A 20,036-nucleotide genomic window follows, 5' to 3' on the forward strand; every position below is an offset into this window, starting at 1 on the left:
TTCGAGAAAAGCCTTTTTCTTGCGGTTGTGCGAGCTAACGCAGCTTGATCGATTTTTTGAAAATCGGGTAAAACCACTTCACGCCGCTTGGCGTAAGGGTGTCAGCGATAAGGTGGGAGAGATAGCCGAGAACGGCCACGCGCATTAGTCCCTCTAACTGGAGCTCGCGCTCGAGGCCGAGTCCGATGGCTCCCCAGGCAATTACCGCCCATACCGTATGTGTCATCCCGCGATGCTTCAGCCATGGTGCGATGCCGACAAATAGGCCGAATCCGATGAGCCAAGTCATGTTAGCCATAAATCCGGCGTACATCATTCCGCAGCCGACAGCGGTGACTAAGGCGTTACGTATAGCTCCTCGTCCGGCAAACAAGCCGGCTAATACGACGGCAACGGAAAAGATGGCAAGCTTCAGGTTGAAGTACTGGTCGGCGGCATACAAATAGGCGACAGCGCCTGCAAGCAGCCACCCGCCTCCTTGAATGAGGGAGTAGATGAGCTTCGACAGCTTGCCCAGCTTAGAGCTAAGAATGCTAGGCCCATCCAAATCCGCGCTCAGGGCAGACACACCTGCTACAGCAACGTAGACGGCAGCATTCATAACGGAGAATGGGTAATAAACGGCGGCGGCAGCGCCGATAGCGACTCCGATCGCCAAATGAGTAGAGCCTTTCATATTGCCTCCCGTGACTGACTATGGCGTCAAACATATGTTCGCATTCTTATTATAACGTTATAATAAGGGAGAAAACAATAGGGAAGTCTTTAACTTCAGTCCATGGGTTGTGTGAATGAATGATATCAAGCTATTCGCTCCGGCGCTGCAGGCGGGCGCTTATTTCTTCAGTGACGACGAATGCAAGCTCTTCGTTGTCGAACAAGGACAACACTTGAAGCACCGTATCGTCATCGATGTCGCCAGCTTCCTCGCGTGGTGCGGTAAGCGACAATGCCTCTTGGAGCGCGGCGTTGTCTAACTGGTGAGGATAGGCACGAGCGTACAGCTCGGCTGCGTCCAGTCCATGATTGACACACCATTGCGCAAAGACGAGAATCATCGTCTGTTCGTCGCGGCGGTAGGCGTCAATAATAAATTGATCCCGTTCCTTGGCATTCATTGAGCGTTCCCCTTATTAGTGATAATATGAAATGAAATTCATTATAGCATGGTTTGACGGAGTGTAAGCAACGATTTCCTTTGGAAACCTTGCTTGCATCGTATACAATGGAGGCATACATAGGAGAGGAGTCCAACATATATGACGGACAGAAAAAAAAGAATCATACTGGATGTAGACACAGGAATTGATGATGCGGTAGCGGTATTATACGCGCTGTTATCCCCGGATATTGAACTCGTAGGTATAACGACGGTTTTCGGCAACATTGAGGTGGAGCAAGCGACGGAAAATACGCTGCGTCTGATTAAATTAGCCAATTGCGGCTACGAGGTGCCCGTTGCAATGGGCGCCAGCAAACCGCTTGCACGCGAATATAGCGGACCGGTGCCGCATATCCACGGCCATAACGGAATTGGTGATGTGGAGCTGCCAAAATCAGAGCAGCAGCCGCTTGAAGAATCGGCTGAGGATTTCATCATCCGGAAGGCGCATGAGCTTGCTGGCGAACTCATTATCGTACCGGTAGGCAGAATGACCAACGTTGCCAATGCGGTTCAGAAAGATCCGTCGATTGCGAAGCTGATCAACCGCGTCGTTATCATGGGCGGAACGGTGTTCGCACCGGGCAATGTAACGCCGGTCAGTGAAGCGAATTTCTGGGGCGATCCAGAGGCAGCAGCCGTTTTGTTCAATTCCGAACTGGCCATTACGGTAGTTGGTCTGGATGTAACGATGAAAGTAAAGCTGACGCGTCAGCATCTGGAGCAGCTGCTGCAGAACGCGCCATCCGAAAAGCGGGAAGTTGCCCTATTCTTGCAGCAATCGATGGATCGTTATATTCAGTTCTACGGGGAGTCGAGCGGCTTCTTGGGCGCATGCGCGATGCATGATCCGCTAGCTGTGCTGGTTGCCGTCGATCCTTCACTTGTACGGACACAAACACTGAAGGCTGTCATCGACTGCGGGCATGATCTGACCGCCGGTATGATTATTACGGATCGTCGTTTCAATTCCGATATCGGCAGAGAAATTGAATTCTGCCTGGAGGTTGAAGCAGAGCGTTCGTTAAGTCAGCTGCTGTCCGTATTTGCTGCCCCTGTAGCGGAGAGGACTGTATAGTCATGGAGCAACGGTATGCGCGCGAGTCCAGATGCTACAAAACTTCCCGTGTATTCCCGACGGACGTCAACAATCACAATACGCTGTTCGGCGGAAAGCTGATGCAATTTATTGATGATATCGCTTCTATTGCTGCTACCAAACACTGCCGCCGTACGGTCGTTACGGCATCTACGGATTCTGTCGACTTTCTGCAGCCTATCCGGCCTACCGATTACGTGAGTCTGGAATCGTACGTCACTTGGAATGGCAGAACATCGGTAGAGGTGTTCGTTAAAGTCATTAAAGAAGATCTGTTGAGCGGCGAGAGGGTAGTAGCGGCAACGTCGTTCTTAACATTCGTTGCGCTGGATGAGAATAACAAGCCGATTCCGGTTCCACGTGTTATTCCGGAATCTGAGGAGGAGCTGAAGCTGTTCGAGACGGCTCCGCAGCGCTCAGAGATGCGCCGTCAGCGAAGGGAAGAGAGCAAGAAGTTTGCCGGTTATTTGACCGTCAAACCGCCCTGGGTATAAAGGGAAAGGCGCAGCCTATGGCTGCGCCTTTATTACGAGTTGAATCATAAGGTAAACGACTAAGGCAAGCGCTACGCAAATACCTAGAATCGTGAATACCGCTCTTCGGCCATTCATATGTAAGCACCAACTTTCTTGGACTAGCCTCTCTATTACTCCATTATATACGAATCAGGAGAGAAAGTCATAAGTGCAGGTGCTCAAATTGGCCTCTTGCTGCGAAAGTTATTATAATGGACGTATCGGCAAGAGAGGAATGAGAGCAATGGAAGCGGAAGATACGAAGATCATCACTCAAGAGGAATTTGCAGCGGTATCCGAACTGTTTCGCAAGGCATACCCTTATTTTGTTCATGAAATAGAGCGGGTAGAAGAGGAGCGCGGCAAGCTTAATGATTTTCAGCTTATGCTGGCAGTAAGCCGCGCGAAAGAAAGCCTTGCTATCGTCAACTGGGATTACCGCAAAATGATTAACATGGTGTTTGACGGCTACGTCGATATTTATAAGGAATTAGGCCGCAAAGAGGCGGACGAATGGGCGATTGTCACCTTCGGCTGCAGCAGGTATATAAAGCGTATAGACGGGTTTACTTCCGTTGCTGAGGATGAGAACGAGAAACAGGTTGAATATGATGCGGCAAGCTTGCAGATTCTGCTCAATGAATTATCGCTGCAGATGGAGGCAAAGGAGGCTGAACTGCTGCAGCTTTACGAGGACTTTAACCGGCTGCAGCGAATCTCGGAGAAATTGAAGAAGGAGCCTCTGGCACCAGCTCCTCTGCCGGAAGAGGCGGATGCTGATCAGCAGCAGAAGCATGAAGAAGCGGATGTCTCAGCGAAAAATGAAGATTAAAACAAATAACCTCCAGGACCAAAAGTCCTGGAGGTTATTTGTTTTGAATATTTTCAAAATGAGAAAACTAAAGGACACGGCGAGCTGTCACGTAAGTCTTGTCCCATGCACTGCCGCTAAAGTTCGAGATTGTAACGCCAACGCCTACTTTGTAAGTGTGAAGAAGCTTGTTGTTGCCCAAGTAGACACTAACATGGTTAATAACGCCATCGCGGTTCGTATCCGAGAAGATCAAATCGCCTGGCTTCAGATTGGCTCTCGATACGAATTTGCCGACTTTAGATTGCTGTTGGGAGGAGCGGGGAAGGCTGACTCCATGTTTTTTGAAAATATATTGCGTGAACGAGGAGCAGTCGAAATAGGCTGTGCTTCCCGCTTTTGCACCGTGCTTATATGGTTTGCCAAGCAGGGCTTTACCTGACGCTATAATTTGATTAGCTTTTGTACTGCTGCTGACTGCTGCATGCGCCTGCTGCGGAACTGCGATCACCGCGCCGCTGAATGCAATGGATAAGCTAATGCCGACACCGGCGATTACTTTAATCATTTTTTGAGTTGTGTTTCTTTTCATAGGGAAAACCTCCTAATTGTGTTTGCCGAAGTAGGCATGTAGTCTAGTTGTTTATTTGCTAGAGCTAGCATAACACAGCAAAAACAGCCATTATTTACTAATGGGAGATTGAAACCTTATGAAATATGGACTATTACTGCATTATTAAAATAAAATGAAAGATCATTAATTTTGGACCAATTGACAAAATCATCATTGTAAGGGTTTGCTATTAACTTTTTGTAAGAGAAGAAGATGAAGTTGAATAGTTTTCCAATGTATAATAGTGGAAGTTGTGTATGTATTTATTGAGGACGGGGGTAATTGCGTTGAGTATATATTATAGAAGGTTAGTTATTGAAGATTGTGAACGAATAAAGGATATGAACGCTTCACAATATATTAAGAGAGCATGGAGAGAAGTAGACGGGCAACGCCAGTTAATCGATATCAATTATCAAGATCCGGATTGGCCGAGCGGCTACGAGTACCATTTCAATCATTTGAAAGCGACCGTATCAGGTAAAGGTGAAGCTGTAGGCGCTTTTGATGAGAACAATAAACTAGCAGGCTTCGCAGCCTTAAATCGTGAGTTTTTTGGTGAGAAATATAACTACGTTTTATTAGACCAGCTTTTTATTTCGCTTGAGCACAGAAATAAAGGGATTGGCAAGCAGCTGTTTTTGAAAATGGCTGAAGCAGCAAGAGAGTGGCGAGCCGATAAAATATATATTTGCGCAGGTTCTGCCGAGGAAACCATTGCCTTCTATTTTGCGATAGGCTGTAAAGAGGCGGTTGAACTAAATAAGGAATTGTATGAGGGTGACCCTCGAGATTTTCAATTAGAGTACTTGTTGGCTTCAAATAGGTAACAAGCCTGCTCATCAATAAAAAAGCAGAAACTTCTGAATCATTCAGAGGTTTCTGCTTTTTTACTTTGTTTTTCTTGCTTCTTGGTGTGCCAGTCCGCGAATACGAGAATAAGCAGAATTGGGGTATGCGTCACGCAATTCACGATTAGAAAAGCCCATGGAAGCTTGGCAATGCTTAAATACGTTGCATTATGAGGTGCATACAGCAGCAGAGTCAGCAGCCAGAAAGCCGAGAAAACATACGCCCATATATAGGCTTTCAATTTCATATTCAGCCCCCCTTGTACTGCTGTCATTGTTCCCCGATTGAAGGCTTTATAACGTGAATAATTTACAGCGCCGGGGACAGACTGAGGTTATTAAGAAAGGGATAATTTCACTATGATGCGTCAAACTACCATTACGAATCAACAGATGATGGCACTTCTCGTGATTTCAACAGTTGGCACAGCCAGTCTGTATGCGCCAGCGATTTTAACACAATATGCAAGCAGGGATTCCTGGTTTCTCGTCTTGCTCGGGGGCAGTGTAGGCATATTGAACGTCCTCGTTTTTCTGCAATTGAATAAGTGGTATCCCGGTAAAAGCATTGTTGCGATTTCGAGGCAAGTGCTGGGGGGATGGTTCGGGGGACTCTTCTCGTTTCTGTTCTTCTTTTATTATCTGGACATTACGTCTTGGGTGCTGCGGGAATATGCCCAGTTTTTCATTATTGCGCTTAACCCGATGATTCCGCAGAACGGTTATATGGTAGTGGGCGTCATCATGTGTGCCTATGCCGTATTTCACGGCCTGGAGGTCATTGCTCGCGTAGCGCTGCTTATTCTGGGCATATCTGTCGTGACTTTTTTGTTCATATATATCCTGCTCTTTAACAGCTATAACTTTGAATATTTGCTTCCAGTTATGGAGAATGGAATCGGGAGTGCCTTTAAAGGAAGCTTTGTCGTGATCTCCTGGTTCGGCGATATGATGTTTATTTCGATGATTATTCAACATGTGAAACGGACAAAAAAGACGGTCCCCTATGCCATTGCAGGCATCGTCATTTCATTCCTGCTGCTTATGATGTCTGTTGTAGGCTGTATCGTCGTGTTTGGCGGAAAGGGTACGAGTACTTTTACATACCCCATTGTCAGCCTTATTCAGAATATTAAGCTGTTCGGGGATATCGAGCGGCTTGATGCCATTCTAATCGCCATTTGGGTTATGAGCTCGTTCGTCAAAGTAACCGTCTATTTCTGGTCCTCGCTTCAAGCGCTAACCGAATGGCTGCATATTAACCGTCCTCGCTTGTTCATTCCGCCGCTTGCAGTTGCCGTTGTCCTTTGCGCCCGATTTAAAATATGGGGACTGATCGAGATGAGCAGCCTGTATGACCGGCAAGCTTGGTATTTCTTGATCTTTCAATTTGTTCTGCCCGTTGTACTGCTTCTTGTTGCTGCTGTGAGACAAAATTCGATCCCGGAGGAGAAATCTTATGGAAGCGGATGAACAACGGTTCACATTTGACATGGCAGAAAATAAACGGTTATTGTCCGAGCGAATGTATCATACGGAAGATTTGATGATGAATGAGATCGAAGGACAAGACGGAGAAGGACAAATTACGATTTGCCACCTCACTGGACTTGCCAACGCTGAGATGCTGCGGCAGGTTTATGCCTTTTACCCCGATCATGTTTCGCTGCTGCGTACCGTAACGAGTGAATATGAAATTCATACTATCTCCGAGGCTGCGAAAGAATTAGCCAGCGGCAATACGGTCTTGCTGTATCACAGCAAGCAGTACGGCATTTCAATTGATACGCTGAGCGTTCAACTGCGCAGTGTGGAAGAGCCGGTCAGCGAAGCAGCGGTGAAAGGGGCCCGCAGCGGCTTCACAGAATCCTTTCGCAACAACCTGGCCTTAATCCGTTATCATTGTCCCTCTCCGGATTTGAAAATCGAGTTTAAGGACGCGGGGGTTGTTACCAGCACAACGCTAGCGGTCATCTCCATGGGAGGAATAACCAATCCTGCGCTGCTGGAAGAGGTTCATCGGCGGATACAGGAAATACCTGTCGACATCATACAAGGCGATAACACTGTAGAGGAATGGATCGTCGATAATCGAGGGACACTGCTTCCGCTTATCGAGACGACGGAGAGGCCGGACAGAGTCGTTGCCGCTTTATTGGAAGGGCGGATCGGGATCATCATACAAGGCTCACCGTTTGCGCTGATGCTCCCATACGTTTTTCTTCAGGCTTTCCAAGTAAGTGAGGACTATGCCTGGAGCTTTTATATTGGCTCCAGCATTCGCTTCATGAGACTGGCATGCGCCCTGATCGGCGCGCTGCTGCCCGGTTTCTACGTCGCGACGGTCACCTTTCACCACGAGCTGGTTCCCACCTCTCTGCTGCAGAGTATCGCTTCGGCACGTGAGCCGGTACCGTTTCCTGCGGTCATTGAAAGCTTCGCCATGATGATCGCTTTCGAAATTATGCGGGAAGCGGGAGTCCGTATGCCTAAGCAGGTCGGCCAAGCTGTCAGTATTGTAGGTGCTTTGATTCTAGGCCAGGCAGCGGTGCAAGCCGGAATTGTATCGCCTATTATGGTCATCGTTGCAGCCTTAACAGGCATCGCTACCTTCACACTGCCTTCTACCGCGATCAATTACGTTATTCGAATGATTCAGTTCGGTATTACGCTCATGGCGTCAATGCTCGGATATGTCGGTATCGTAGCGTCCGTTATTATGCTCATGACCTATTTGGCCTCACTGCGGTCGTTTGGCGTGCCTTACTTGTCGCCGGCTGCTCCGTTTGACTTTGAACAGTTGTCGGATATCGTAATTAGAAGGCCCAGCACATTCAACAGCAAGCGTCCGGGCTTGTTCCACCCGCTGCGCCGCCGGAGGTTTCGGGAAGGAACGCGAAGATGAGCAGCCTCAAATTCATAGGGCTGTTCATTCTAACGGTGGCTGCTCTGTTCATTGGCGGCTGTGATGGAGGCTTGGAATTGAATGAAATTCATATTGTGCATGCCATTGCAATCGATAAGGGAGAGCATGCTCCGATTCGTCTGACGGCCGAGATTTCCAAAATCGTAACGGGCGGACAACAGCCGAAAGGGATGCAAAGTGACAGCTTCTTCCTCTCGCATGAGGGAGAGAATGTATTTGAAGCAGCCCGATTAATGCGAAATAAATCCGACCGCATGCTTTTATGGGGACATACATCCGTTATTCTATTCAGCAAAGATGTCATGAAGGATGGGTTGTCTCAGCATGTGGAATCGATTCGCCGTCTGAGGCAGTTCCGCAACTCGACATTGCTCTATATGACGGAGGGAAAGGCTTACGAGAAGCTGCAGATGCCAGCCCCTAATTTAATGATTACGTCTCAGGTGCTTAAGGGATTGGCTCAGAATGGCAAAGCCAACGCAATGACGATGAAGGTAACTCTCATTGACGTATATCGGGATTATATCAATGAATTTCGGGACATTGCCATACCAGCAATTTTGCGGGTCAAAGACTCGGAGGATGACAAGCTTATTCTGCAGGCGACAGGATTGTTTATATTTGAAAAGGATCACTTGGCCGGGAAGTTGTCGCCGGGCCAAACGAGAGCTTTCATGCGTGCGAACAATCGGATGGCAGGCTCTCTTGAGAAAATCCCATGCGGTTCAGGCAAGGAAATTTCATTCGAAAATATTAACAATAACTCGAAAATGCATGTGACCCTTGATTCGGAGCAAAAGCCGCAGGTTAGCTTCAATATTACAGCCGATTTGACGATCACGGATTTGCCATGCGAGGAATTCGACATTACGCCAGCAATGATTCATGCCTGGGAAGATCAGTTGAATGAAAAGATTGCAGAGGATATCCGTAAATTCATCCGGTATACCCAAAAACGGCATACTGACTTGCTGGGCGTCGGGGAATGGATTCATCGCAAGCATCCGCAAATATGGCGGACGATGAAGGAAAATTGGCCGGAGCAATATAGCGGCATACAGCCGAAGATTGAAGTGCATACGAGAATAGACCATTCGAATTTTATAACGTAGCCATAACCTTATGGCAAAGAGGCCGCAGTGAATGGGAGCGGCCTCTTTGTTTTATTATTTATGCCCTGCAACCTTAACGGATTCTGTATATTCCTCTAACGTCAATCCGCTCTCGTGCATGTCGGAGGCGGCATCAATTCCTACATATCTTAAATGCCAAGGCTCATATTTATAACCGGTTAAATCGTCCTTGCCTTTAGGATAACGGATTATAAAACCGTACTCATGAGCGTGATCCGCAAGCCAGCCTGCTTCAGCCGTATCCGCGAAGCAATCGGCCGCGCTGCATTTGCCGTCTGCTCCGGCAACATCGATCGCAAGTCCTGTCTCGTGCTCGCTTGTGCCCGGAAAAGCACTGTAAGTACGTGCTTTCTCCAAGCCGTCTTTTTGGACATAGCCCTCGAAAAGCTGTTTCTGCCTGCTATGCGAGCGGTAGGCGGATACTCCGGCTAATGGCAGCCCGTCCTTGCTTGCGGCTTGAAACAGCTGTTCCAGCGCGTCCGCGGCTTCCTTTGTCATTTTTCGTTTATCGATGCGTTCATTGAACGTAAATTTCACATCAGGATAGACCAGGTTTGACGGGGTATAGTCTTCCGGCAATTTATTATGCTTGTTCACCAGCACAGTGACGGAATCTGCATTGGCAACAGTCGCTATGTCATCGGGCGATTGTTGATCACCCGGTTTATTTGATCCGGCCTGTCCGTTAGTTCCGCTGTCTGGCTGATCAGGTGTTTTGCCGCTGCCTGCATTCGAAGGCTGCTCCTCTTTAACATTACCGCTGCCGGGGTTGTCCGCTGGCAGCTCCTGCTTAGGCCCGCCGCAGGCCGACAATAGAAGAATGATGATGACAATAACGATGGATGATGGCATGATGCTTTTTAACATGTTGACTTCTCCTTTTATCGAGGGTGATTTCCCGGAATAAGAGAAGTTTACCGGCTACATGTTTCTATCCAACCCGCAAATGTATGCGAAAAGCAGCCAAGTTGTATCCAAATTGTAAATTCATTCGAAATGGCGAATGCTACGAAGAGATTTCGATTCGGTCATGTTAAGATGGAAACAGTTATTTCAATGTTTCATGGAGGCATCATGCGAAAACAAACGATATTGGTCGTAGAGGATGAGACGGCGCTGGCGGAGCTGCTGATCTATGCGCTTAGAAGAGAAGGCTACTCCGCGATTCATGCCGGAACAGGGCGAATGGCCGAAGAGAGGGTGCGGCAGGAGAAGCCCGATCTGATATTGCTGGATCTTATGCTGCCAGACTTGAGCGGATTCGACCTATGCAAGACCGCTTCGATGGAGAAGTGGAACATTCCGATCATAATGCTGACGGCGAAGGCGGATATGGTCGATAAATTGCTTGGCATGGAGCTGGGCGCCGACGATTATATGACGAAGCCGTTTGATGTTCGGGAAGTTATCGTGCGAATTAAAGCTGTATTCCGCCGAATCGAGCTTGCAACCGCACTGGCAAAAGGCGAGGCGGAGGCAGCGATTGAAATAAAAGATGGAATCCGGGTTATTAAGCGGCAACGAGTCGTACTGCGGGATGGAGAAAAGGTTGAGCTGAAGAACAAAGAGTTCGATCTGCTGCTGTTTTTGGCTGAGAACCGGGGAACCGTGTTTACCCGGCCGCAGCTGCTGGATCATGTCTGGGGCTATGATTTTCCAGGGGATACGAGGACGGTCGATATTCATGTTCAAAGACTCCGCTAAAAAACTGGACCGCGAAGGGGGAAGAGTCGCTTATCGACACGATATTTGGTGTAGGGTACAAGCTGCCATGAAGAGGTTCTCTGGCATGAGACTGACGATCCGGCACAAAATGCTGCTCTCATTTACGCTGGTCATATTCGCTGGATTGGTGTCGCTTCTTCTTGTGTCCGTCACAATTACGGAGCAGAATGTGTCCCGTTTAATTAATCAGGATGTCATACAGCTCAAGAAATCTATTGATTTGTACATCGGCCAATATTATTTGAGCAAAAATGTAACGCTGGACCGGCAGTCGTTTAAGAATGAAGCGGATAGCCTGGTGAAGGAACTGAGCTCGTCCGTCAGTGCTCCAATCTCAATATATGACGCGGAGGGAAAGGCGTTGTCTCGCCTAAATGTCGAGGAGCTCCCTTCTTCCCATGATTTCGCCGAATCGATGCAGGGTAAAATCGCTTATTCGGTCAATCGGTCCGGTTCGTCTTCCGTTGTTAGTCTGTCCAGTCCGGTCGAAGCAAACGGCAAGCTCATCGGCATCGTTCATCTGACGAAAAACTACTCCGAGCTTCATGCATTTACCAACCGCTTTCTTGCCGCAATTCGCTGGTTTGCTGTCGCCATCTTCGTACTCGTATTCTTAACAGCTTGGTTGTTAGCCAATCGGATTACACAACCAGTAGCCAGATTGGCTAGAAGCGTAAAACGAGTAGGTGAAGGTGTGTACGAACCGGTTCCGATCCGGGGCGGAAATGACGAAGTGATGGATTTGACCCATGGCTATAACTTGATGATGCAGCAAATTCAAGAGCAAATCGCCATGATTAAGCGGGAACGTGATGCGCTGCAAATTACGCAGCAGATGAGCAAGACCTTTTTCGATAACGTCACACATGATTTGAAAACGCCGCTTACGACGATAAGAGGATACGCGCAAATTATGGAGGAGAACGGGTTCAACGACAAGCCTTTCTTCGATAAAGGGATGCGTTATATTATCGATGAAAGCAAGCGGCTGAATGAGAAAGTCGTTCAGCTTCTTCTATTCTCCACGTCTGGAGCTGAACAGATCGCTTACCGGTTTGAGCGTGTCGGGCTGTCCGTGCTTGTTGGCAGTGTATGTGAAGATATGGCGGTAAGAGGCGATAAATACGGGATTCGCATTCTTTTCAGGGCGGGTGAGGAACCGCTGTTTATTCGGGGCGACCGGGAGAAATTGCGTGAGATGCTGCTTAATGTGCTGGACAATGCCATTAAATACGGCGGCGTTCATTCAGAGATTACTGTAACGCTAAGCCGTAAAGGCGATGACCGGTGCCTCATTCAAGTCGCGGATCAGGGAGCGGGTATTCCGGAGGAGCATTTGGCCCGTTTATTCGAGCCGTACTATCGACTAGCAACTGCTAACCCCGAAGAGGAGAGAGGCAGCGCTGGACTGGGTCTTGCAATCGTTAAGACGATTGCCCAGCGGCATGCCGGTCAGGTTGCGATTGAAAGCACCCCGGGAAGAGGGACCTGTGTAACGATGGAATTAGGAGGCATTCTGAATGTCTAAGCAATGGCGTTTGGACTCGATCTGGGGACGGCTGGCGGTATTGACGGCACTATCTGTCTTGGTAGCGGCGCTGTTTCTCGGTGCAGGCGAATGGTATTTGCGTGCGATGAACCGGGATAAGACGATTATTCTCGATCGGTCACTATTCGAAGAAAGCGGATTGAACCGGATTGACCGGATCATTAAGCGGTATAGTTCCGGCTCTATCTATGAGCTGCAGACGCTGAAAAACGGTACCGTACTTGTATTGTCGCAGCAACAGGGTGAGGAGACAGGCGGCAGCACACTGTCGGTTTTTGATTTGGCGGGAAATAGTCAGATTCCTCTGCTAGAAAAGGAAAATATCGTACACATCGTTGCATCGCCGGACGGAAACAGCATCTTGTACCAGGCTTTTCGTAACAATCAGCCCGAGACCGTCTGGTACGACGTTGCGGAGAAGCGCGAGAAAGGAAGATGGGCAGATTGGGGAAGCTGGATGGTTATGCCTGATGATCGGCAAGCTGTTGAGTTATTTCACAATTACATTCGTGTTCGCGATCTCGAGACAAGTAAGTTTCGTATACTTAATAAAGTAGCAGATTACAGCATGAATACGCCGAAAAATGACCAATACGTCGGGGCGGTTATGAAGAAGGTAATGGCCCTTGCGCTTTCGCCAGACCGGACTCATCTCTACATGCCGTTCTATCGCCCGGCCACGACGGATGATGAGGGAGAAAACATGATTTACAACATCGACTTGAGTTCAGGGGCGATGGAGACGATAACAGTCAATGACATTAGCGACATCTACAACATTGTGCCCTGGAGCGAGAACAAAGTCGCAATATCGGGAAGGATTGGCGGGGTGGATGGAATCTATTCGGTTACAGCCGGAGGCCAGTCTGCTCTGTTGAAAGAGGGTCTTTACTTTCAGATGACGTACAATCCGGTCAACGGGATGCTGGCCTATACGACTAGAGGCGACGGTCGGTGGAGAGTGATGGCAGCCAAGCTTGATGAGCAGGGACTGACGGATGAATTTACCGTCTACGATAATCTCGGCTATGTCAATTTGCTGCAGTGGAGCACTGACGGGGAGACGCTGCTGGCAGTAACGGATGAAAGTACGGGCAGCAATGTTTTTCAGTTCCGCATTAAGTAGCTGGTCGAAAGGCAGCAATTTGGGGCTATCCGCTGGAATCGCTGCACGTATTGGTTCATGCTGCTGTTCTTGATTCCATGTACTCATCGCTAACACGATGAAAAATGGATAGAATCTGCGAAAAATCATCCTGAACGCAATACGCTCCGCTTTTCCTTTTGGCGCGCAATCTGCGGCTATCCGCCGGAATCGCTGCGCGTATTGGTTCATGCTGCTATTCTTGATTCCATGCCCTTATCGCTAACACGATGAAAATGGCTAGAATCTAGCGAAAAATCATCCTGAACTCAAAACGCTCCGCTTTTCCTGTGTGCGCAATCTGCTGTTATCAGCCGGAATCGCTGCACGTATTGGTTCATGCTGCTATTCTTGATTCCATGCCCTTATCGCTAACACGATGAAAATGGATAAAATCTAGCGAAAAATCATCCTGAACGCAATACGCTCCGCTCATCCTGATAGATAGCGTAATCTGCTGGCAAAATTAACTCTTTGACCACATTTGTGCTGGTGAGTTATGTCTGCTGCCGGCTGCTGCAGCGAATCAAAATGTAAAAGTGCAGGTTGTCAGCCGCTTTTTCGACGTTTTATGGCTTCAAAATGTAAAAGTGCAGTTTGATTGGGCCAAAAAGCCCCTTTTGGACGAAAAGGGGCGGTTTCAAATGTATTTTTGCATTTTGATTGGGTTTTTAGGCCATTTGGAGCGAATCAAACTGCACTTTTGCATTTTGATTCTGAATGGTCCAATAGGCGGGCATGAAGGAAAGCTGTAAAGGTTGGCAAGTGTGTGCGGTTTCGTATCTGGGCAGGTACAGCGCGATCACAGCAAGTCCATTTCGAGCTTGTCTTATTGGCTAGCGCGATCCTATAACCGATCTGTTATAGAAACATCGCAGCCTACCGGCACTCTAATCTAAGCAGCATAAAAAGCAGCCATCCGTCGGATGGCTATTTTTTATGCTGCTTGCGGTATTCGGTTGGTGAGCATTTCATATATCTTCTGAAAATTTCGGCGTAGTAGCTGACGCTGGCGAATCCGACCTGCTCGGAAACTTCCGTAATGTTCGCGTCGGGGTCGAGCAGCAGCGGAAGGCTTTTTTGGATGCGATAATGCAGCAAATATTCAAACGGGGACTGCCGGATCATCTTTTTGAAAAAACGGCTGCATTCGCTTTTGCTCAGATTGCACGCTGCTGCGATCTCCTCTAAGGTCAGCTTATTCTGATAATGGTTATGAATGAACTGGAGCGCTTGCTTCACGCGAAGCACCGAACGGGATGCTCCCGGCTGAATGCGGGGGGAAGAGCTTTGAAAGCCTTGGTAAAGTAATGCCCACAGCTCGCAAAGCTTGCTTTTGATAATCAGCTCATAACATATCCCGCGCTGTTCGTCCTGTTCATGAATTTCCATTAACAGCTGAATCATCTGCCGCTGCCATCCGATTTCCGGAGTCAGATGCATGGAAGCAAGATGCGGCGGCTCGGTAACGGTTCGGACATATTTCTCCTCAATAGCACTGCGTTCATGGCCAAATACGAGCACAGGATTGAAGATGACCGCAATATAGGTGCAGTCCCGGCTGTCTTCATGGGCTCTGGCTGAATGCAGGCTGTTCGCATTGGCGAAGAGGCCGCTGCCCTCGCTTAACTCATATACAGTATCGTTAACCTGATACAGCATCGATCCTTCCAATACGACTGTAAATTCTACCTCAGGATGCCAGTGGCATTCAAAGAAGCCCTGCTCGTATTCAGAAAGCGAGTCTCGTGACACCTCGAACGGGAACCTATAATCGCCGTGAAGACGTTCTTCAAAGCCTTGATCGTTAGTTGCGATAGATTTTCGCATGATATATTCACCAACTTGCGCAATATTGTTATGAAAAAGGGTGATTTAATGATAGTTTGTTGTCGTTGTTGTATTTATACTTATAGTATAAACAAGGTTGTGAAGCATGGCAACGAGAGGGGGAGGCACATGGCGGCGTCTCGAATGGAATCGATGCTCCATCGTATCGAGAGTGATCAGACCTATGCGGAGAAAAGCGTTATCAGCTTTAATGTGTTCAATGCCGAATATCGGATTCAGCAGGCCAAATGGCTGATGGACTCGGTTGCCACCGCTGTAGAGGAGCATCGCTATTGTTCGCTGATGAAAAGACTGCTAGCTTCCGCTAATGGCGGCAGCGCCTATGAGATCGAGCTGGAATTATTATTTCAGAATATCAAGGACATGGAAGCCGCACCGTCTGCATGCGGCGGGGCCGTTGTGCCGATGACTTTTATTGCATATAAGGTCGTATCCAAACAAATCTACTGCAGCATTGAAAAAATAGCGTTCAGAACCGAGGGGAATTGTGCAGGAAGGGACATTTATATGTCCGATGCGGGGTATACGCTTCAAAAGCTTAAAGAAGCCAATTACAATGCCATTGGCGTGATTGGCAAAGGGGACTTCACGGAGCCGCTCAAGCGTGTTTTTATCGGAAAGTTTAACTACAACGTCATGTAAGCAAAGATTAGAGCAGCTTTAGCAGCTGGCATAGCTCAACAAGGCGGTGAACACCGCGGAATTGATGGCGGATCCGCTCATGGATGCTTTGAATGGCGTTCTCTGTCACTTTGCGGGCTTGCTCCAGGCTTTGATTATCCAGGGCATCGACGATGTCCTTCATCGTTTGCAGAAAGTAGACCGTTTTCCGCAGCGTGCTGATGAGCAGTATTTTCCGGATATGGAGGGGTGTGAATTGCCGGTAGCCATTGTCCTGGTCGCGATCGGGAATGAGCAGCCCTTCTTTTTCCCAGTGGCGTATTGCGGAGGCCGTTACGCCTGTAAACTCGGCGGCTTCGCCAATGGACATATGCGATTTTAGCTTTTTGTTGGACAGCGCCGGAATTTCGAGGTTTTGCAGCAGCTCCAGCGTCTGGTCTGCGGCGATTTTCTCCTGCTGCAGAACGGCTTGCTCACGGTTCACGAGCCAAAAGGCGGCCTCCGGCTCGCTGTTTTGGATTTTGCGAAGCACCTCGCAGGTCAATGCCACCCCGTAGCCGGGAAACATCGCCCGCAGACAGCGGAAATAGGCGAAATGCACTTCTGTATATAAACGGTAGCCGTTAGCTCCCCGTTCCGGTGACGGCACGACACCCCATGATTCATAATGACGTAAAGCGCTTGTACTAATGCCGAGCTCTTGCGCAATCTCGTTAGGCTTGAAATAGGCCACTCGCATCTCTCCTTGAACCGATTCGAACGCTACTATAACAGATTGGAAGATACGTGGCAAATGCTATTGTAAAACCTTAAAGCAACATGACGATGTTGATCATTTAATAATCCTTTCAATGATAGCCCGCTGGCCGGCAAACTTTAGCACTTGCATCTATGTAGTAAAGTAGAGGGAAAAGCTGCTGAAGGCGGGGATTATGATGAGGATCGACTACGAGGCGCCAAATGAACAATGCTATATCGAGCTTAGAAAAAAGACAGGCCAAGCGGCTGTTGATGCATCCATTGCCCGGAAAGCTCTTAGCCATTCGACGTTCATGGTGGGGATTTGGGACGAGAACTCCAACAAGCTGGCTGGAATGGGCCGTGTTGTAGGAGATGGCGCTTTATGCTTTCAAGTTGCCGATCTGCTTGTAGACCCGGACTATGCGAACCAGGGTATCGACAAGCTCGTGATGGAGGAAATGATTCAATATTTGAATGAAAATGCAGGTATCGGTGCTTCAGTTGTTGTTATTACAGAGCTGGGCTTAATTCCGCTGTACAAAGCCTATGGTTTTGAATTGACTTATCCGAACGCTTATAGCATGAAGCGGATTCGGAACGGGTGATTCGTCCATTTTGTATGATCGAAATTGACATCGGGCCGGCGGTGTGTATACTAGGAAGAGTATAACAAAAATGACTATAAAGGTGGCTAGGTGTATGTTCTTTCTATCAACTGTTCTAATTCGGGAATTGGCGTAAACGGGATAAGTCTGCCCATTTACAAGGTTATGCCAACCGAAAGACAGTGATAGAGAACATCATTCCTTTCTTACCTTTCCAAGAGGGTAAAGCGAGTGTGTTCGCTTTACCTTTTTTTGCGCACAAAAGAATAGAATACCGTGTAGACATCAGTCACTGCGCTCTCGGTTGGCTTCATTCGAAGTCAAAGGAGAGGTACAAAATGAGTTTATTAATTGTTGATCAAATTTCCCATATGTACACAGATAAAATGATTTTTAACGGCGTCAGCTTCCGGTTGAACCGGGGCGAGCATGCCGGTCTGGTTGGCAGCAACGGCAGCGGAAAATCGACGTTATTACGGCTGCTGGCCGGCCAATTGATCCCTGATAAGGGCAGCGTGAATTGGCTTCCGGCTATTGCTGTCGGCTATTTGCAGCAGCATGCGGACCTAGAGCCAGGGGCAACGATGCTGCAGTTGATGCAGGGCGCATTCTCCAAGCTGTACGCAGTGGAACAGAGTATGCAGCATATTGCTGAACAGCTGTCGACAGGTTCAGGCAGCCCCGAAAGCTTGCTTGCCAAATACGGCGAGCTTCAACAGCAGTTGGAGCTGTCCGGCTTCTACGAGCTGGATTCCAAAATCGAGGAGGTTGCGGCTGGCTTAGGCCTGAGGGAGATCGGACTGCAGCGGCAGGTTGACCTCTTGAGCGGGGGACAGCGGACGAAGCTGCTGCTAGGCAGACTGCTGCTGGAGGAGCCCGACGTGCTGCTGCTTGACGAGCCAACGAACTTTTTGGACGAAATTCATATCGATTGGCTGATCGGTTATTTGAAGCGGTACGAGAATGCCTATATTGTCGTATCCCATGATGAGCGTTTTCTGCAAGAGGTAACGGGTACGATCTTCCATCTGGAGCATGGGCAGCTAAAACGATACGGGGGCGATTATCGTTCCTTCCTGCAAGTATCCGATCAGAACAAGCAGCAGCAGTTGGCTGCCTATGAGCGGCAAAGCAAAGAAGTTGAGCGGCTCGAAGCCTTTATTCAGAAAAATCGCATTCGCAAAGCGAAGCAAGCGAAAAGCCGGGAGAAGGTGCTGGGACGGATGGAAATGATCGATCGGCCAGCTTCCGGTCCTCAGCCAAGATTCAAATTCCGGCTTCATTCGGAGCCAGTACCGCGAATTGTTGAGGCGGCAGATGTTCAGTTCGGCTATTCGCAGCCGCTGTTCTCGCCAGCGGATTTCGTCATTCACCGAGGCGACAAAATCGCGATCATCGGAAGCAACGGCATTGGCAAATCTACACTGCTGCGGACGATGATGGGGCAGCTCCCGCCTTTGCAAGGAGCGCTAAGCATTGGGGAACGGGTGCTGCCCGGGTACTATGCGCAGGAGGATCAGCCTTCGGAGGAAACGCCGCTAGACCAATTATGTGCGGCAAGGCCAGATCTGACTCAGAAGGACATTCGCTCCAGTCTGGCAATGACCGGTTTGAAGGAGGCGCATATCCGGCGTCCGCTTCGCTCCTTAAGCGGCGGTGAGCAAGCGAAAGTCCGGCTATGCCATTTGATGCTGGGCCGCAGCAATTTTCTTGTGCTTGACGAACCGACTAATCATTTGGACATTATCGCCAAGCAAGCGCTGGCAGATGCTCTTGCGGCATATGAGGGCACGGTCCTGATCGTGTCGCATGAGCCTGAGTTTTACGAGAGCTGGGCTACAGCCGTATGGCGGCTGGAAGAATGGAGCTAAGCTATATGATGAGGAGGAATCATTTTTGAATGGGAATCAAGATCAACAAGGTTTAGTGGCAGCCTGCATGGCTGTATATGGCGATAGCGGTGACGGCATTCAGCGTGTGCAGACTGAGCACCGCTGCAAGCTCGCACAGTTTTGGCAGATTCAGAAAGGCGAGCGGGTGCTGGAAATCGGATGCGGTCAAGGCGATACGACAGTGGTGCTTGCCCAATTAGTGGGGGTAGACGGCTTCGTGCATGGCATCGACATTGCATCGCCAGATTACGGCGCGCCTATGACGCTCGGAGAAGCAGCAGCAGGTCTGAAGGCTTCGGCTATTGGAAGCCGGATTCAACTGGATTTTGAAGCCGATGTCCTGGAGCTGGAATTTCCTTATCAAACCTTCGATACGATTGTTATGTCCCATTGTTCTTGGTATTTCGCTTCCCGGGAGCAATTACAGCAGGTGTTGACAAAGGTCAGCAAATGGGGTGAACGGTTATGCTTCGCGGAATGGGATGCGCGCATAACCGAAACCGGGCAATATCCGCATCTATTGGCAGCCCTGATACAGGCGCAATATGAGGCGTATAAGCCGGATAGCCAGTCCAATATTCGGACGCTATTTGCACCTGAAGATTTATTGGATATTGCCGAAGCAGCGGGCTGGTCATTGCATAGCGAGACGTTGATCTACTCGCCTGAGCTGCAAGATGGCGGCTGGGAGGTCGAGTATACCCTTCAGTGCTATGAGGAAGAGATGGAGGCGGCAGCCGGTATCCCGAGTAAGCTAACGGCACTTATTGCTTCCCAAATTTCGCTGCTTCAAGCAGC

The 20,036-nt window shown here is 48.8% G+C and carries 21 protein-coding genes; 14 read left to right on the top strand and 7 right to left on the bottom strand.

Translation table 11 applies throughout. From position 1 onward, the window contains the following. Positions 1 to 34: 34 nt before the first annotated feature. Together TY10_RS03845 and TY10_RS03850 are read right to left on the bottom strand one after the other, a co-directional pair. Positions 35 to 676 carry a metal-dependent hydrolase gene (locus TY10_RS03845; RefSeq protein ID WP_042160748.1) on the bottom strand — a complete coding sequence of 214 codons (642 nt, stop codon included), beginning with the start codon at positions 674 to 676 and terminating at the stop codon, positions 35 to 37. Between the two features lie 130 nt (positions 677 to 806). After that, a complete protein-coding gene (locus tag TY10_RS03850) occupies positions 807 to 1,118 on the bottom strand; it encodes a hypothetical protein (RefSeq protein ID WP_042160750.1) in 312 nt (103 codons plus the stop codon). A gap of 141 nt (positions 1,119 to 1,259) precedes the next feature. On the opposite strand from TY10_RS03850, the gene TY10_RS03855 reads away from it, so the two are divergent. The 3 genes from TY10_RS03855 to TY10_RS03865 all read left to right on the top strand — a co-directional run bounded on the left by TY10_RS03855 (position 1,260) and on the right by TY10_RS03865 (position 3,608). After that, entirely contained in the window at positions 1,260 to 2,240 is a 981-nt protein-coding gene (locus TY10_RS03855; protein ID WP_042160752.1) for a nucleoside hydrolase, read from the top strand. Positions 2,241 to 2,242: 2 nt separating this feature from the next. After that, entirely contained in the window at positions 2,243 to 2,755 is a 513-nt protein-coding gene (locus TY10_RS03860) for an acyl-CoA thioesterase (protein ID WP_042160753.1), read from the top strand. Between the two features lie 190 nt (positions 2,756 to 2,945). Continuing rightward, complete coding sequence (locus TY10_RS03865) at positions 2,946 to 3,608, top strand: hypothetical protein (RefSeq protein WP_042160755.1); 663 nt, start codon at positions 2,946 to 2,948, stop codon at positions 3,606 to 3,608. Between the two features lie 67 nt (positions 3,609 to 3,675). Here TY10_RS03865 and TY10_RS03870 read toward each other — a convergent pair whose 3' ends face one another. Next, positions 3,676 to 4,179, bottom strand: a complete 504-nt coding sequence (locus TY10_RS03870; RefSeq protein ID WP_042160757.1) for a C40 family peptidase — start codon at positions 4,177 to 4,179, stop codon at positions 3,676 to 3,678. Positions 4,180 to 4,487: 308 nt separating this feature from the next. Here TY10_RS03870 and TY10_RS03875 point away from each other — a divergent pair, with 308 nt between their 5' ends. Then, a complete protein-coding gene (locus TY10_RS03875) occupies positions 4,488 to 5,030 on the top strand; it encodes a GNAT family N-acetyltransferase (RefSeq protein WP_042160793.1) in 543 nt (180 codons plus the stop codon). A gap of 38 nt (positions 5,031 to 5,068) precedes the next feature. Here TY10_RS03875 and TY10_RS03880 read toward each other — a convergent pair whose 3' ends face one another. Continuing rightward, positions 5,069 to 5,299, bottom strand: coding sequence for a hypothetical protein (locus tag TY10_RS03880; RefSeq protein WP_042160759.1), 231 nt, complete (start codon positions 5,297 to 5,299; stop codon positions 5,069 to 5,071). 112 nt (positions 5,300 to 5,411) lie between these two features. Here TY10_RS03880 and TY10_RS03885 point away from each other — a divergent pair, with 112 nt between their 5' ends. Genes TY10_RS03885 through TY10_RS03895 form a run of 3 tightly spaced genes read left to right on the top strand, consistent with a single transcriptional unit; the run spans position 5,412 to position 9,089 of the window. Then, positions 5,412 to 6,524, top strand: coding sequence for a GerAB/ArcD/ProY family transporter (locus tag TY10_RS03885; protein ID WP_042160761.1), 1,113 nt, complete (start codon positions 5,412 to 5,414; stop codon positions 6,522 to 6,524). Beyond that, on the top strand, positions 6,511 to 7,956 hold the full coding sequence (locus TY10_RS03890; RefSeq protein ID WP_052350344.1) for a spore germination protein: 1,446 nt from the start codon (positions 6,511 to 6,513) through the stop codon (positions 7,954 to 7,956). The genes TY10_RS03885 and TY10_RS03890 overlap by 14 nt, the downstream gene beginning before the upstream one ends. Continuing rightward, the gene (locus TY10_RS03895) at positions 7,953 to 9,089 is read left to right on the top strand and encodes a Ger(x)C family spore germination protein (RefSeq protein ID WP_042160762.1); all 1,137 of its coding nucleotides are present in this window, start codon (positions 7,953 to 7,955) and stop codon (positions 9,087 to 9,089) included. The genes TY10_RS03890 and TY10_RS03895 overlap by 4 nt, the downstream gene beginning before the upstream one ends. Positions 9,090 to 9,143: 54 nt before the next feature. Here the strand turns inward: TY10_RS03895 and TY10_RS03900 are convergent, their stop codons facing one another. Then, positions 9,144 to 9,977 carry a M15 family metallopeptidase gene (locus TY10_RS03900; protein ID WP_042160764.1) on the bottom strand — a complete coding sequence of 278 codons (834 nt, stop codon included), beginning with the start codon at positions 9,975 to 9,977 and terminating at the stop codon, positions 9,144 to 9,146. Positions 9,978 to 10,184: 207 nt separating this feature from the next. Here TY10_RS03900 and TY10_RS03905 point away from each other — a divergent pair, with 207 nt between their 5' ends. From TY10_RS03905 to TY10_RS03915, 3 genes are all read left to right on the top strand, one after another. Continuing rightward, entirely contained in the window at positions 10,185 to 10,814 is a 630-nt protein-coding gene (locus tag TY10_RS03905; protein ID WP_337588324.1) for a response regulator transcription factor, read from the top strand. Between the two features lie 85 nt (positions 10,815 to 10,899). Beyond that, a complete protein-coding gene (locus TY10_RS03910) occupies positions 10,900 to 12,363 on the top strand; it encodes a sensor histidine kinase (protein WP_042160766.1) in 1,464 nt (487 codons plus the stop codon). Beyond that, a complete protein-coding gene (locus TY10_RS03915) occupies positions 12,356 to 13,510 on the top strand; it encodes a TolB family protein (protein ID WP_042160768.1) in 1,155 nt (384 codons plus the stop codon). The genes TY10_RS03910 and TY10_RS03915 overlap by 8 nt, the downstream gene beginning before the upstream one ends. Positions 13,511 to 14,458: 948 nt before the next feature. Here TY10_RS03915 and TY10_RS03920 read toward each other — a convergent pair. After that, entirely contained in the window at positions 14,459 to 15,358 is a 900-nt protein-coding gene (locus TY10_RS03920) for an AraC family transcriptional regulator (RefSeq protein WP_052350345.1), read from the bottom strand. A gap of 129 nt (positions 15,359 to 15,487) precedes the next feature. On the opposite strand from TY10_RS03920, the gene TY10_RS03925 reads away from it, so the two are divergent. Next, positions 15,488 to 16,021, top strand: coding sequence for a hypothetical protein (locus TY10_RS03925; protein WP_042160770.1), 534 nt, complete (start codon positions 15,488 to 15,490; stop codon positions 16,019 to 16,021). Positions 16,022 to 16,028: 7 nt separating this feature from the next. Here TY10_RS03925 and TY10_RS03930 read toward each other — a convergent pair whose 3' ends face one another. Then, a complete protein-coding gene (locus TY10_RS03930; protein ID WP_042160772.1) occupies positions 16,029 to 16,733 on the bottom strand; it encodes a TioE family transcriptional regulator in 705 nt (234 codons plus the stop codon). A gap of 199 nt (positions 16,734 to 16,932) precedes the next feature. On the opposite strand from TY10_RS03930, the gene TY10_RS03935 reads away from it, so the two are divergent. The 3 genes from TY10_RS03935 to TY10_RS03945 form a co-directional block, all read left to right on the top strand. After that, a complete protein-coding gene (locus tag TY10_RS03935) occupies positions 16,933 to 17,346 on the top strand; it encodes a GNAT family N-acetyltransferase (RefSeq protein ID WP_081735095.1) in 414 nt (137 codons plus the stop codon). Between the two features lie 338 nt (positions 17,347 to 17,684). Beyond that, a complete protein-coding gene (locus TY10_RS03940; RefSeq protein ID WP_042160776.1) occupies positions 17,685 to 19,217 on the top strand; it encodes an ABC-F family ATP-binding cassette domain-containing protein in 1,533 nt (510 codons plus the stop codon). A 25-nt stretch (positions 19,218 to 19,242) separates the two neighbouring features. Further along, positions 19,243 to 20,036: class I SAM-dependent methyltransferase (locus tag TY10_RS03945; protein WP_063510418.1), on the top strand; the 794-nt coding region annotated here is incomplete at its 3' end.

It is taken from the genome of Paenibacillus gorillae (assembly GCF_000513275.1).
Lineage (GTDB): Bacteria > Bacillota > Bacilli > Paenibacillales > Paenibacillaceae > Pristimantibacillus > Pristimantibacillus gorillae.